The 14451-nt window shown below is 70.2% G+C and carries 14 protein-coding genes; 5 read left to right on the forward strand and 9 right to left on the reverse strand.

All coding sequences use genetic code 11. The annotated features are described in order from the left end of the window. Positions 1–333: 333 nt before the first annotated feature. Positions 334–1359, reverse strand: a complete 1026-nt coding sequence (mgrA, locus tag E3T24_RS12955; protein ID WP_134366773.1) for an L-glyceraldehyde 3-phosphate reductase — start codon at positions 1357–1359, stop codon at positions 334–336. Between the two features lie 52 nt (positions 1360–1411). Further along, the gene (locus tag E3T24_RS12960) at positions 1412–1684 is read right to left on the reverse strand and encodes a hypothetical protein (protein ID WP_198416035.1); all 273 of its coding nucleotides are present in this window, start codon (positions 1682–1684) and stop codon (positions 1412–1414) included. Between the two features lie 233 nt (positions 1685–1917). Between E3T24_RS12960 and E3T24_RS12965 the strand changes: the two genes are divergently transcribed. The 3 genes from E3T24_RS12965 (at position 1918) to E3T24_RS12975 (ending at position 6032) form a co-directional block, all read left to right on the forward strand. After that, on the forward strand, positions 1918–2379 hold the full coding sequence (locus E3T24_RS12965) for a DUF3817 domain-containing protein (RefSeq protein WP_241976217.1): 462 nt from the start codon (positions 1918–1920) through the stop codon (positions 2377–2379). Between the two features lie 196 nt (positions 2380–2575). Further along, positions 2576–4885 carry a phosphoribosylformylglycinamidine synthase subunit PurL gene (gene purL, locus E3T24_RS12970; protein WP_134366775.1) on the forward strand — a complete coding sequence of 770 codons (2310 nt, stop codon included), beginning with the start codon at positions 2576–2578 and terminating at the stop codon, positions 4883–4885. Positions 4886–5096: 211 nt separating this feature from the next. After that, a complete protein-coding gene (locus E3T24_RS12975; RefSeq protein ID WP_241978704.1) occupies positions 5097–6032 on the forward strand; it encodes a hypothetical protein in 936 nt (311 codons plus the stop codon). 91 nt (positions 6033–6123) lie between these two features. Here the strand turns inward: E3T24_RS12975 and E3T24_RS12980 are convergent, their stop codons facing one another. The 7 genes from E3T24_RS12980 to E3T24_RS13010 all read right to left on the reverse strand — a co-directional run bounded on the left by E3T24_RS12980 (position 6124) and on the right by E3T24_RS13010 (position 12338). After that, positions 6124–7056: an SDR family NAD(P)-dependent oxidoreductase gene (locus E3T24_RS12980; RefSeq protein WP_134366777.1), complete on the reverse strand. Its 933-nt coding sequence runs from the start codon at positions 7054–7056 to the stop codon at positions 6124–6126. Further along, positions 7053–7454 (reverse strand): chorismate mutase, encoded by a 402-nt coding sequence (locus E3T24_RS12985; protein WP_134366778.1) that lies wholly within the window; start codon positions 7452–7454, stop codon positions 7053–7055. Before E3T24_RS12985 ends, E3T24_RS12980 begins: the two co-directional genes overlap by 4 nt. Before the next feature lie 145 nt (positions 7455–7599). Then, positions 7600–8613, reverse strand: coding sequence for a DMT family transporter (locus E3T24_RS12990; protein WP_338144985.1), 1014 nt, complete (start codon positions 8611–8613; stop codon positions 7600–7602). Positions 8614–8897: 284 nt separating this feature from the next. Continuing rightward, positions 8898–9557: a GNAT family protein gene (locus tag E3T24_RS12995; RefSeq protein WP_134365540.1), complete on the reverse strand. Its 660-nt coding sequence runs from the start codon at positions 9555–9557 to the stop codon at positions 8898–8900. A gap of 397 nt (positions 9558–9954) precedes the next feature. Further along, entirely contained in the window at positions 9955–11241 is a 1287-nt protein-coding gene (locus tag E3T24_RS13000) for an adenylosuccinate synthase (protein WP_134365539.1), read from the reverse strand. Next, positions 11242–11736: a DUF3151 domain-containing protein gene (locus E3T24_RS13005; protein WP_134365538.1), complete on the reverse strand. Its 495-nt coding sequence runs from the start codon at positions 11734–11736 to the stop codon at positions 11242–11244. An 8-nt stretch (positions 11737–11744) separates the two neighbouring features. After that, positions 11745–12338: a TetR/AcrR family transcriptional regulator gene (locus E3T24_RS13010; RefSeq protein ID WP_134403276.1), complete on the reverse strand. Its 594-nt coding sequence runs from the start codon at positions 12336–12338 to the stop codon at positions 11745–11747. 206 nt (positions 12339–12544) lie between these two features. Here E3T24_RS13010 and E3T24_RS13015 point away from each other — a divergent pair, with 206 nt between their 5' ends. Both E3T24_RS13015 and E3T24_RS13020 read left to right on the forward strand, forming a co-directional pair. Then, a complete protein-coding gene (locus E3T24_RS13015; RefSeq protein WP_174776175.1) occupies positions 12545–13252 on the forward strand; it encodes a hypothetical protein in 708 nt (235 codons plus the stop codon). Beyond that, positions 13249–14451: YhgE/Pip family protein (locus E3T24_RS13020; RefSeq protein ID WP_194087740.1), on the forward strand; the 1203-nt coding region annotated here is incomplete at its 3' end. The genes E3T24_RS13015 and E3T24_RS13020, both read left to right, overlap by 4 nt.

Raw genomic sequence — 14451 nt, forward strand, 5'->3', positions numbered from 1 at the left:
GCGTCGTGCGGCCGCTGCATCCGTCAACCCGAGAGTTCCCGTTCCGGTCGAGAGTGCCCGTTCCGAGGGTCACTCTCGACCGGAACGGGAACTCTCGCAAGTCGTCCGGGGCTCCCGGCGGCTTACCCGGCTGCCCGCTGCTGCGCCGCGGGGTTGCCGCCCCCGCGAGCCCGTCGCGTCCTGCGCGTCCGCACGCCTGTGCGTCCGCGCGGGCGCCTCTACACCCGCGGCATCCGTCGAGTTCGACACTTCCGGTCGAGTTCGTCCGGCAGACCCGGCTAACTCGACCGGAACCGTCGAACTCGGCGCGAGATCAGACGGCGCGCGCCGGGATCAGACGGCGCTGGACGGCTCCCACAGGTTGATGCCCATGTCGACGGCGTGTTCGTCGATCGCGGTGACCTCTCCCGCGGTGAACGCGAGGTTGTCGATGGCGGCGATGTTGGTCTCCAGCTGCGCAACCGAGGAGGCGCCGACGAGCGCCGAGGTGACGGTTTCGCGCCGCAGCACCCAGGACAGGGCGAGCTGGGCGAGCGACTGGCCGCGGGCATCCGCGATCTCGGTCAGGGCACGGATGCGCCCCACCGTCGCATCGTTCACCATGTCGCGGCTCATCGAACCGGCCTGCGAGGCGCGGGAGCCCTCCGGCACCCCGTTCAGGTACCGGTCGGTGAGCAGCCCCTGCGCCAGCGGGGAGAAAGCGATGCAGCCGACGCCGAGGTCGTCGAGGGTATCGAGCAGTCCGTCTTCGACCCAGCGGTTGAACATCGAGTAGGAGGGCTGGTGGATCAGCAGCGGTGTGCCCATCTCGGCGAGGATCGCGGCCGCCTGGCGGGTGCGCTCGGGCGAGTACGACGAGATGCCGGCGTACAGGGCCCGGCCACTCGTGACAGCCGTGTGCAAGGCGCCCATGGTCTCCTCGAGCGGGGTGTCGGGGTCGGCCCGGTGGGAGTAGAAGATGTCGACGTGGTCCAGGCCCATCCGGCCGAGGGACTGGTCGAGGCTTGAGAGCAGGTACTTGCGGGAGCCGAAGTTGCCGTACGGCCCCGGCCACATGTCGTAGCCGGCCTTGGTGGAGATGACGAGTTCGTCGCGGTGCGGGGCGAAGTCCCGCGCGAGGTGCACGCCGAAGTTGCTCTCCGCGCTGCCGTAGGGCGGGCCGTAGTTGTTGGCCAGGTCGAAGTGGGTGACGCCCAGATCGAAGGCGCGGCGCAGGATGGCGCGCTGCGTTTCCAGCGGCGCGGTGCCGCCGAAGTTCTGCCAGAGGCCGAGCGAGATCGCGGGCAGTTTGAGGCCGCTCTGCCCCGTGCGGCGGTAGGGCATGGAGTCGTAACGGGTGTCTGCGGGAAGGTACGTCATTCCTCCAGACTGGCACAGCCGGCTGGGCGGCCGGCCCGTGCGCCCCGCGTGGTCACGGTCCGCTTGTCGTGCCGTCGGGCCGCACGAAGGTGAACGCATACGGCTGCGGTCCGCGGCCGGTCTCGACCCAGCCATCCGCTTCGATCTCACGCCGCAGTTTCGTCAGGCTTTTGGTCGTCCCGGGTGCGAAGGCCTCTTCCGGCGGCGTCGGCACGACCGTGCGGGTCGACGAGAACATGTCGCTCTTGTACCGGCGTTCGCCGTCGACCCGGCCGACGGAGCGGAGGGTCATGCTGCCCGTCTGTGAGGCCAGGATGGTGAGCACGCCTGCCCACCACGACGTCCCCCGACGTCTTCGAGCTCGATCTGCAGTGTCTTCCCCGATGTGCTCATGAAGGTGCAGTGTGCACCGGGTTCGTTCGCCTGCATAGGGCCGGACCACGCCGACACGACCTGGCTTGCCGATCTGCGGAGTCATCCTTTCGGCGGATGCGCCGGGCCCCGCGATCCTGCGAAGATCGAGGCGACCCCGTTCCCCACCCCCCAGGAGTGTTCCCCGTGTCTCCCCGCCTGTTCTACCGCACCGTCGCCATCGCCGAGGCCGTGACCTGGACCCTCCTGATCACCGGCATGGTGCTCAAATACCTGACGGATGCCGGCGGCACCCCGCTCCTGATCTTCGGCTCCCTGCACGGTTTCGTCTTCATCACCTACGCCCTGACCGCCGTCCTGGTGGGCCTGAACCAGCGCTGGCCGATCCGGCTGATGGTGCTCGCCGTGATCACGGCGATCGTTCCCTACGCGACGGTGCCGTTCGACATCCGTCTGGACCGCACCGGCCGGCTCGACGGCGACTGGCGCCGCGTCGCCACGGACGATCCGCGCGATCACACCTGGGTGGGTGCCCTGCTGCGCTGGCTGCTGAACCGTCCGGCCGTGCTGATCAGCAGTTTCGTCGTGGCTGTTGCCGCGATCATGGCCGTGCTGCTGACGCTGGGCCCTCCCGGCGGCCGCAGCTAGGGCACACCCCGGGCGCAGCTAGGGCACACCCCGGGCGCAGCTAGGGCACACCCCGGGCGCAGCCGGCGCGCAGCCCGACCGCAGCTAGGGCGCAGCCCGGGCGCAGCCGGCGCCCGGCGGACACCGCAGCCACGGCGCCGCGGAGCGCGGGTAGACTCGACGGGTCAAGCATCCGCTATCCCTGGGAGAACGCCTCGTGACCGCTGTTACCACCACACCCTCCCGCGGCATTGCCGACACCGTTGCGAACGCGATTGCGACGCCCGAGAAAGAGCAGCCGTTCGACGCGCTGGGGCTGACCCCGGGCGAGTACGCGGAGATCCGCCAGATCCTCGGCCGCCGCCCCACGAGCGGCGAGCTCGCCATGTATTCGGTGATGTGGAGCGAGCACTGCTCCTACAAGAGCTCGAAGAAGTACCTGCGCTCGTTCGGCGAGAAGGTCTCCCCCGCCATGAAGAAGAACCTCATGGTCGGCATGGGCGAGAACGCCGGTGTGCTGGATGTCGGCGAGGGCTGGGCGGTCACGTTCAAGATCGAATCGCACAACCACCCCTCCTACATCGAGCCGTTCCAGGGTGCCGCGACCGGCGTCGGCGGCATCGTGCGCGACATCATCTCGATGGGCGCGCGCCCGGTCGCCGTGATGGACGCGCTCCGCTTCGGCGACATCGACGACCCCGACACCGCCCGCGTCGTGCACGGCGTCGTGTCCGGCATCTCCTTCTACGGCAACTGCCTCGGCCTGCCCAACATCGGCGGCGAGACCTGGTTCGACAAGGTCTACCAGGGCAACCCGCTCGTCAACGCGCTCTCCGTGGGCGTGCTGCGCCACGAGGACCTGCACCTCGCCAACGCCACCGGCGCGGGCAACCAGGTGGTGCTCTTCGGAGCCCGCACCGGCGGCGACGGCATCGGCGGGGCATCCATTCTCGCCTCGGACACCTTCTCCGAAGGCGGCCCCACCAAGCGGCCCGCCGTGCAGGTCGGCGACCCGTTCGCGGAGAAGGTGCTGATCGAGTGCTGCCTCGAGCTCTACCGCGACAAGCTCGTCGAGGGCATCCAGGACCTGGGCGCCGCGGGCATCTCCTGCGCCACCAGCGAGCTCGCCTCCAACGGCGACGGCGGCATGTTCATCGAGCTCGACAAGGTGCTGCTGCGCGACCCGACCCTGACGGCCGAAGAGATCCTGATGAGCGAGAGCCAGGAACGGATGATGGCCGTCGTCACCCCGGAGAAGCTCGCCGGCTTCCTCGCGGTGACCGCCAAATGGGACGTCGAGACCAGCGTGCTGGGCGAGGTCACCGACTCCGGCCGCCTCATCATCGACTGGCACGGCGAAGAGATCGTCAACGTCGATCCGCGCACCGTCGCCGTCGACGGCCCGGTCTACGACCGTCCGGTCGCCTACCCGACCTGGCTCGACGCGCTGCAGGCCGACACCGCCTGCGCGCTGCCCCGTTCGACGGATGCCGCGGTGCTGCGCGAGCAGTTCCTGGCCCTGCTCGGCTCGCCGAACCTGGCCGACCCGAGCTGGATCACCGACCAGTACGACCGCTACGTGATGGGCAACACGGCCCTCTCGTTCCCCGACGACGCGGGAATGATCCGCATCGACGAGGAGTCGGGCCTCGGCTTCGTCATCGCCACGGACGCGAACGGCCGCTACTGCCAGCTCGACCCGTACCGCGGCGCGCAGCTCGCCCTCGCCGAGGCCTACCGCAACGTGGCCGTCACCGGCGCGGTGCCGGTCGGCATCAGCGACTGCCTCAACTTCGGTTCGCCGGAGAACCCCGAGGTCATGTGGCAGTTCTCGAAGACGGTCGACGGCCTGGCCGACGGATGCCTGGCGCTCGAGATCCCGGTCACCGGCGGCAACGTCTCCTTCTACAATCAGACCGGCGACCAGCCGATCTTCCCGACCCCCGTCGTCGCCGTGCTCGGCGTGATCGACGACGTCGCCCGCCGCGTGCCCAGCGGCTGGCAGGACGACGGCCACAACATCTACCTGCTCGGCGTCACCCGCGAGGAGCTCGACGGCTCGGCCTGGGCCGGCGTCATCCACGACCACCTCGGCGGCCTCCCGCCCGTGGTCGACCTGGCCGGCGAAGCCGCCCTCGCCGGGCTGCTGCACGCGGCCTCGATCGAGGCCCTGATCGACAGCGCGCACGACCTCAGCTCGGGCGGGCTCGCGCAGACCCTGGCCGAAGCCGTGCTCCGGTTCGGGGTCGGAGCCCGCGTGTGGCTCGGCGACATCTGCGAGCGCGACGGGATCGACGCATCCGTCGCCCTGTTCTCGGAGTCGGCCGGCCGCGTGATCGTGTCGGTTCCGCGCGAGGACGACGTGAAGTTCCTCGGCCTGTGCGAGGGCCGTAACTACCCCGTGCTGCGCATCGGCGTGACCGACTCGACCTCGTCGACTCTGGAGATCCAGGGCCAGTTCACGGTGTCGCTGGCCGATCTGCAGTCTCGTCACCGCAGCACCCTCCCCTCCCGCTTCGCGCAGTAAGGGTTCCGCTCCTCCGCTCCTCCGCTCCTCCGCTCCTCCGCTTCTCCTCCGTCCCCCGCGTGCGGCCAACTGACCGCCATCGCCGGGGCGGAAGCGGCGCTTTGCGCGCACGCAAGCGCTGCCGGTCAGCGCACCCACGGATGCCTGTGGAGAGAGTGCAGGACGGGCGACGGCGGGGTGGCATCATCGTGCGATGAGACCGCCTTCGGAGTTGCCGTCCGAGCTTGGTGACGGGCCTTTTTCCGTAGCCGACGCTCGTCGGCTGGGGGTCAATTCCGGGCGGCTGCGGCGCAGCGACCTCGCGCGGCCCTTCCACGGCGTGCGCGCGCCCGCGGGCCCCAGCCAGGCTCCGGCTCCTACCAGCGACGCGGACCGGTGGGCCCGGATCCGTGCCGCAGTGTGCACCCAGGCCGTCAACTACGCGGTACGGATGCCCGCAGATCAGTTCTTCAGCCACGCGACGGCCGCGCTTCTCCACGGGCTGCCGCTCCCCGCACGGCTGCTCGAAAGGTCACTCGTGGACGTCGGCACGAGCGTACGGACCAGTCGCCGCACCGGCAAGGGTGTGCGCGGGCATTTGATTCCCCTGGACCGGGTGCGCATCGTCTCGGTGGGACATGTCTCCGTCGCGTCAGAGGTCGACGCGTGGGTCCAACTGTCGACCGTTCTCACCCTCGATGAACTGATCATCCTGGGCGACTCCCTCGTGCGCCGCCAGCGGCCTCCGGCGACGATGGCAGAGCTGCAGTCGGCTGTGGCACGGCAGGCCGGCTTGCCCGGTGCACGTCGCCTGCGTGAGGCTCTGGCTCAGGTGCGTGCGCGCACCGATTCTCCCAAGGAAACAGTGCTCCGTCTCCTCATCGTCCGGGCCGGCCTGCCGGAGCCGGAAGTGAATCTGACACTCCTCAATCGCTACGGCGCCTTCATGGCCCTGGGCGATCTTGCGTACGTTCGCTACAAGATCCTGATCGAGTACGACGGAGGGCAGCACCGCGAAGACGAAAAACAGTTTCACCGCGACATCGACCGCCTGGACGAGCCCATGGAAGAAGGATGGCGGGTCATCCGTGTCAACAAATCCCACCGCCCGCAAGCGATCCTCGCCCGGATCCGAACCGCACTTCTCGATCGCGGTTGGCGCCCCTGACGCCCCCTATGGCGGTGCGTGCGCTCAAAACGCCGCTATCCCACCTGGCTTGGCGGCGTTTTGAGCGCACGCGGGGCCGGAGGCGGGGCCGCTAGAGAGCGAAGGGGGCGCCGAGGATCGCCTCGGTTCGCGACCAGAGCCGCTCGGCGACCGCGAGATTGACCGAGGTGCGCGTCGGCGACTGCAGGCTCGGGACGCCCCGGGTGAGATAGCGCGGGCCGTAGTAGTCGCCGCCGCGGGCGGCCGGGTCGACGGCGGCACGCACGATCGGCCACGCGCCGACGTCCTTGCCCTGTGCGGCGACGCCCTGCAGGATGTCGGCGAAACGGCTGACCCGCGAGGGTTCGTTCACCCCACGGATGCCCGGCGTCAGCCCCGAGATCGAGTAACCGGGGTGCGCGACGAGGCTCTGCACCCCGTCAGCGCCGCCCGCCCCGGCCGCGCGCAGCCGCCGGTCCAGCTCGAACCCGAACACCTGCATCGCGATCTTCGACTGGGCGTAGGCACGCCACCGGTTATAGCCGTGCTCCAGTTCCAGGTCGTCGAGCGAGGAGTCCAGCAGACGTGAGATCATCGATCCCAGCGCCACGACCCGGCTGCCCGGGGTGCGCCGCAGCACGGGCGTCACCTGCATCGTGAGCGCGACATGGCCCAGGTAGTTGGTTGCGAACACGAGTTCGTGGCCGTCGGGGCTCACCTCGCGGGTGCGCGGCGGGTGCACGATCCCGGCGTTGAGGATGAGACCGTCGATGCGGGGCAACTCGAGCAGCGCGGCCGACGCGATGCGCACCGAGGCGAGATCGGCGGTATCGAGCGGCACGGCCGACACGGATGCGCCCGGCACCCGGCCGCGGATGGCCGCGAGGGCGGCATCCGTTTTGGCCGGATTGCGGCAGGCGAGCACGACGTGGGCGCCCGCCGCGGCGAGCTGCTCGCTGGCGAAGTATCCCAAGCCCGCGTTGGCGCCGGTGATGACGAAGGTCTTGCCGGACTGGCCGGGGAGTCGTTCCGTCCGCGCGCTCATGCGGAGGCGGACGGGGTCGCGGGGGTGCCCGCCTGCGCCGGGGACCCGGCCGCGCGCGGCGCACCGGTGCTCGCCGACTCGGTGCCGGCGATCTTCTCGTGGTGGTGGATGACCTCGGCGATGATGAAGTTCAGGAACTTCTCGGCGAACCCCGGGTCGAGGCGGGCCTCCTCGGCCAGGCCTCGCAGCCGTTGGATCTGCAACAGCTCCCGCTCCGGGTCGGCGGGCGGCAGGCCGTGCGTGGCCTTGAGCCGGCCCACCTGCTGGGTGAACTTGAAGCGCTCCGCGAGCAGGTGAATCAGCGCGGCGTCAATGTTGTCGATGCTCTGACGGATGCTGCCGAGCTCGTCGATCGCTTCCTGACCCGCGCCGGCGGGCAATTCCTCGTGTGCAGCCATGGTTCGACGATACCGTTTCGTGCGCTGCTCGCCTCCCCCGCCGAGGTCGCCCGTTCCGGTCGTCCGGTACACCGGACGATCTCGACCGGAAGTGTCGAGTTCGGCGCCGTCTCGCGCCCCCGCAGTCCGCGCCGAGTTCGACAGTTCAGGTCGAATTAGCCTCGCGCGCCAGTCGATCTGGACCGGAAGTGTCGACCTCGGCGCGCATCCGCCGCCCCCGCAGCGCCAGGGGCAGCGCCCGGGGCAGGCGCAGCCGCCGCTGTGTCAGCAGGATCCCGAGCAGCACCAGCCCCGCGCCGACCGGTTCATGCCAGGAGAACGTCTCGCGGAGTACCAGCACTCCGAGCACCACGCCGACCACCGGGGTGACGTAGGTCACGGTGGACGCGTTCGTGGGTCCCCAGGCGCGCAGCACGTTGATGTTCCAGATGTAGGCGACTCCGGTCCCGAGCGCCCCGAGGGCGACCAGGCCGGCGACGATCGGCAGGGTCAGCGCCACCGGATGCCACGCCACCAGCGGCGTGGCCACGAGCATGATCGCCCCGGCGAGCCCGATGTTGAGGAACGCGAAGGTCGCGCCCGCGATCGGCCGCCCGCTGAGGAACCGGCGGGTGTACCCGAAGGTGAAGCCGTAGCAGACCGCTGCGCCCAGGCAGGCCAGCTGGCCCCAGAGGTCGCCGGTCAGGGCCGCGTAGCGCCAAGGCCCGATGATCACGACCACCCCCGCGATCCCCACGAGGATGCCCGCCACCTGGGCTCGCGCGAGCCGCTCCACCCGGAACGCGAGCGTCGCCATCACCGCGGTCATGATCGGGGTGACGGCGTTGTAGATGCTGGCCAGGCTCGAGGACACGTACTGCTCGGCCCACGCGAACAGAAGGTGCGGCACGACGCATCCGGTGATCGCGATCACCAAAAAATGCAGCCAGACGATCTTCTCGCGCGGCAGCACCGGCCCGGTGGCCACCCGCGGCCGGCTGATCAGCACGATCAGGCCGAGGGTGAGCCCGCCCAGCACCAGCCGGGACCAGGCGACCTGGCCGAACGTGACGCCGTCCAGGGCGATCTTCATGAACAGGAAGCTGGATCCCCAGACCACACCCATGCCCAGGAACTGGAGGGTGACTAGGGTCTTCGCGGCGGCGGGGGCGTCTCTCACCAGCCGACTGTATCGCGCCCGGCCGGCGCGGGGTGCCGGTGCGGAACGCGTCGTCCGAAACCCGCCGGGGAATGGCAGGAGCGACCCGATCGCGCCCGCCATCCCTCTGCCGCACCGAACGAATTCGACGGAGATTTTCACGAAAACGGATGCTGCCGGCCGGTTTCCGGCTCCGGGCAGCACAATCTCCGTCGAATTCGTCAGGGCACGCAGCCCGGAGCCCGGAGCCCGGAGCCCGCCCCCACGCAGGCGCGGGGCTCGCGGCCCGCACCGGCACCGCGCCGTCAGGCCGCGTCGCTCGTTTCGAATGGCCGCTGCCGATACTCGACCGGCTGTGCACCGTACCCGTCGAGCCTCGCCCGCAGCCCGGCTCGCACCCGGGGCCACTCGCTGTCGAGGATCGAGAACACCACGGTGTCCCGCCAGCTGCCGTCCGCCCGGCGCCGCTCACGGCGAACGATCCCCTCATACGTGGCGCCGACGCCCGCGACGGCCGCGCAGGACCGCACGTTCATCACATCAGCCTGGATCTTCACCCGCCCGAAACCGTGGTCGAAGGCCAGCCCGAGCAGCAGCAGCTTCGTTTCCGCGTTGACGGCGGTGCCCCAGACCCGGGGATTATAGGCGGTCCATCCCAGGTGGGCCGACTCGTTCGCCAGGTGCAGGTCGCCGAGCGTGGACATGCCCACGAGGTCACCGTCGTGCGCACCACCCAGCAGGCGCACCGCGTAGGGCAGCCCTGCCCACTGCACGTAGGCATCCGCCCAGCCGGCGAACTCGCCGAGGCCGGCCCGCAATCCACCCGGTCCGCCGCCGAATCCGCCCTCAAAGACGAGCGGATGCGCGATCGCGTCACGCAGCTCCGGCAGCAGCGCTCGGGTGAGGGGTTCGAGCCGCACGAAGTGGCCCACGATGGCGATGCTCTGAGGTCGTTCGGCAGTCATTCCGACACTGTGGCAGCGCCAGGTTGCCGCCGAATGAACGGCAGCAGTCAGATCGTCGCGAACGAATTCGACGGAGATTTTCACGAAAACGGATGCCTCGGGCCGTTTCCCGGCTCCGGGCAGCAAAATCTCCGTCGAATTCGTCAGGGGCCGGGCTGCGGTCGGTGCGGCTTTCCCGGGCACTCGACCCGCCCGCCGCGCGCCCGAAACCGCAGGCCCGCCGCGCGGCCGAAACCGCACTGGCCGCACCGGCCGCGGAGAGCACCCCTGGCAACGACAGTGGCCGTTCCGGTCGAGAGTGACCGCCGGAGCGGGCACTCTCGACCGGAACGGCCACAGAAGCGAACGGAAAAGCACAGAAGGGAACGGGAAGCGCTCGGGACAAGTACGAACTACATCAGTCGACGAGATCGTGCCGCGAGATGATCGCGTCTCGACCCGGTCCGACGCCGATCGCCGAGATGCGCGCGCCGCTCATCCCTTCGAGGGCGAGCACGTAGGCCTGCGCGTTCCGCGGCAGGTCTTCGAAGGTGCGCGCGCCGGTGATGTCCTCGGTCCAGCCGGGGAAGTTCTCGAAGATGGGCTTCGCGTGGTGGAAGTCCGACTGCGACACGGGCACCTCGTCGAAACGCACGCCGTCGACGCTGTAGGCGACGCAGACCGGGATGACGTCGAGACCGGTGAGCACGTCCAGCTTGGTCAGGACGAAGTCGGTCACCCCGTTGATGCGGGCGGTGTAGCGGGCGACGGGGGCGTCGTACCAGCCGCAGCGGCGCGGGCGACCGGTGGTGGTGCCGAACTCGAAGCCGTTGGCGCGCAGGAACTCGCCGGACTCGTCGAACAGCTCGGTCGGGAACGGGCCGGCGCCGACGCGGGTCGTGTAGGCCTTGACGACGGCGATGATCCGGTCGATCCGGTTCGGGCCGATGCCCGATCCGGTGACCGCGCCGCCGGAGGTCGCGTTCGAGGAGGTGACGAACGGGTAGGTGCCGTGGTCGACATCCAGCATCGTGGCCTGGCCGCCCTCGAACAGCACGGTCTTGCCCTCGGTGAGGGCCTCGTGCAGCAGCAGCGCTGTGTCGGCGACCATCGGGCGCAGCCGCTCGGCGTAGCTGAGCAGGTCTTCCACGATCTCGTCGACCGAGATCGCGCGGCGGTTGTAGACCTTGACCAGCAGGTGGTTCTTCTGGGCGAGGGCGCCCTCGACCTTCTGGCGCAGGATGTTCTCGTCGAACAGGTCCTGCACGCGGATGCCGACGCGGTTGATCTTGTCGGCATAGGTGGGACCGATTCCGCGGCCGGTGGTGCCGATCTGGCGCTTGCCGAGGAAACGTTCGGTGACCTTGTCGACCGTGCGGTGGTACTGGGTGATAATGTGCGCGTTGGCGCTCACCTTGAGCCGGGACACGTCGACGCCGCGGGAGATCAGCGCGTCGAGCTCCTCGAAGAGCACCTCGATGTCGACGACCACGCCGTTGGCGATGATCGGGGTGACACCGGCGGTCAGGATGCCGGAGGGCAGCAGGTGCAGCGCGTACTTCTCGGTGCCGATGACGACGGTGTGGCCGGCATTGTTACCGCCGTTGAACTTCACCACGTAGTCGACGCGGCTGCCGAGGAGGTCGGTTGCCTTGCCCTTGCCCTCGTCGCCCCACTGGGCGCCGATCAGAACGATCGCTGGCATTTAGTTTTCTCCTCGGATAAAGAACGCCTCGGTGGGCGGGGCCGGGTCGGTGGCTCGGTAGCCGTCCGGCGTGATGGTCTGCTGGTCGATGCGGCTGATCGCGGTCGGATCGGAGTCGTTCAGGAAAATAGTCAGGCGGTCGAACTCGTCCTGCTCACCGATTTCGCCGGCGGCGCGGCGCAGCGCGTAGAGCGCGCGCAGCACACCGCGGTTGGGTTCGTGCGTCCAGCGCACCGGGCCGTGCCCGTGCCAGCCGGCCTTGCGCAGCGCGTCGAGGCCGCGGTGGTAGCCGACGCGGGCGTAGGCGTACGCCTCCAGCGTGCGACCTTCCAGGTGGGTGGCGTCCGCGAGCACGGCCCAGGCCAGGGAGGACTTCGGATGCTGCGCCACGACGCTTGCCAGCTCCTCGCCGGTGGTTCGCCGCAGAGCCTCGATCACCTCCGGTTCCGCGGGAAGAAGGGTCTCGGGCTGCTCAATCAAGTTGTCGCCGGTCACACTCGATCCTAACGCGGTGCGGGCCGATCCCCGCCGAGGAGCCCACCGGAGAGGGAGTCGAGGATCGCGGCGGCCACCTCGTCGCGGGGGCGTTCGGGCTCGAAGACCAGCCACTCGAGGCCGGCCATCAGCACCGCACCGAACACACTCGACGCCATCAGGCCGCACGTGCCGTGGTCTCTCGACTCCGGTTTCGCCTCGGCGATCGCCTCGGCGAAGACCGTGAGGGCCTCGTGCCGCAGCGCGAACAGCGACTTCTGCCAGGTGCGGTCGGTGCGGAAGATCTCCGAGGCCATCAGCTTCGCCAGCGCAGGGTTGGATGCGATCCGGTCGAGCAGGGCCCCGACGAGCGCCTCGATGGCCGCCCGCCCCCGCAGGTCACCGCGGGCCGCCCGGAGGATCTCGGCGAGCGCACCGACCCCCTCCAGCAGCAGTTCCTCGAACAGTCGGTCCTTCGAGCTGAAGTTGTAGTACAGGCTGCCCTTGGCCACCCCCGCCCGCTCGGCGACCTCGTCCATCGTGGTGCCGCTGATGCCCTTGGTCGCGGCCAGTTCCAGCGTGGCGTCCAGGATGGCGCGCTTCGTTCCGGTGGCACGTGCCATGGGAGTTCCTTTCGCGATCGAGCCGACCAGCAGGAGCGCGAGAACGGCACCCGAGACCCACAGTCTAGAGTCGATGGCTCCGGTGCTCGGCTCGCGCAGACCGGTCACAGCCTGTGACGACGGGGTGATCCTCTGCCCCCGGGTTGCTTTTGTACTGACTAGTCAGTTAGCCTGAGGAACCTTCCCCCGAACACGAAGGCTCCAGCATGCGCGTCACCCTCAGCGAGGTCTCGAAGGGTCCGAACCGGGCCGCCCTCCCCCTCACCTCCCTCGAGTTCCACACCGGAACGGTCACACTGGCCCGGGCCGAGACGGAACGCCGCCCGACCGTGCTGGGCCTGATCGCCTCCGGCCGGATGCGCCCGGACTCCGGCACGGTCACCGTCGACGACCGCACCGATTACGGCGCGATCCGCAGCCTGGTCGCCCTCGTCGACGCCCCCGGCGTCTGCGAGCCGGCCGCGGACATCACGGTGGCCGAGGTCGTGGCCGAGGAGCTCATGTTCGCCGGGCGGATCGGCCACCGCCGTGCCGTGGCCCGGATGCTGGCCGCGTTCGGTCTGGCCGACGAGGCCCGCTCGAGCATGGCCGATCTGGAACCGGATGCGCGCATCCGTCTGCTGACCGAACTCGCCGTGCTGCGCGACGGGGTCGAGGGCCTCGTGATCTGCTCTCCCGACCGGCACGGCGGCGACCCGCTGGGCTGGTGGACGGTCACGAACGGGCTCAGCGCCCGCGGGTATGCCGTTCTCGTCATCGCCGGGGACGCGTCCGCGCACGCGATCGCGGCCCTCGACCCCGACCTGGTCGTGACGACCTCCGGCGAGGCCGTCTCCATCGTTCCGAGCGGGCCCGGCACTCCCGCCGCGAACCCCGCACTCACCCACGCCCACGCCGGAGCCGACGCCCGATGAAGATCCTCGCCATGGTCAGGGCCGAACTCGCCCGGCTGACCGCCACCGTGATGTCGCGCATCGCCCTGCTCGCCCTCCTGCTCGTGCCCGTGCTCTACGGCGGCCTCTACCTGTGGGCCAACCAGGACCCGTACGCCGGCCTCGACCGCGTGCCGGTCGCCCTGATCGTCTCCGACACGGGCGCCCAGGTCGACGGCGCGGAGCACAATTACGGCCACGAGGTGGCCACCCAGCTGATCGACGACGGCACCTTCGGGTGGCACCAGGTCTCCGCCGCCGCCGGCAAAGCGGGCGTCGCCGACGCGACCTACGACTTCAGCGTCACCATCCCCCGGAACTTTTCCGAGTCGATCGCCTCGTCGGCCGGCGAGACCCCCACCCGGGCCACCATCAGGCTGACCACGAACGACACCAACAGTTACCTCGCCTCCACCATCGGCAGCCAGGCGGCGCAGACCATCCGCGAGGCCATCGTCGCCAAGGTCAACAAGGAGGCCGCCGACCGGCTCCTGATCGGCCTCTCCGACGTGCGCTCGAGCCTGGGCACGGCCGCCGACGGGGCCGGCAAGGTGACGGATGGCATCGCCTCCGCCGGCACCGGGAGCACCAGCCTCGCCGATGGCGCCGCGCAGCTCGCCACCGGAACCGGCACGCTCGCCACGGGCACGGGCCGGCTCGCCACCGCCACCGGCCAGGTCTTCGACGGGGCGAGCGCACTCGCGACCGGGATCGGCAGCCTCGCGACCGGCACGGGTCAGGTGGCCGCCGGCGCCGGCCAGGTCTCCGACGGAGCCGCCGGGCTCGCCAGCGGGCTCGACTCGCTGGCCACCGGAACCGGCCAGGTCGCCGACGGCAGCACCGCGGTCGCCGCGGGCACGGAGAAACTGGCGGACGGCTCCCCCGCGCTGGCCGCGGCCGCCGACCAGGCGGACTCGGTGCTCGCCGGCGCGGCCGGCTCCCTGGTCGACGCCCGCGACGCCATCCGAGCGCGACTCACGGATGACGGCCTCAGCGCCGCGCAGATCGATGCCGTGCTCGCCCAGCTCGACCCGGTCGACGGCGGACTCGCCACCGGCCGCGCCCTCACCACCGGCCTGAAAACCCAGCTCGACCCGCTCCCGGCCTCGAGCCGGACGCTCGCCGCCGGGGCGGCACAGACCGCCGCCGGGGCGACCGGCGCGGCCGCCGGGGCGGCCACC

Origin of the sequence: Cryobacterium sp. TmT2-59, assembly GCF_004403545.1 — a bacterium.
In the GTDB taxonomy this organism is placed as follows: domain Bacteria; phylum Actinomycetota; class Actinomycetes; order Actinomycetales; family Microbacteriaceae; genus Cryobacterium; species Cryobacterium shii.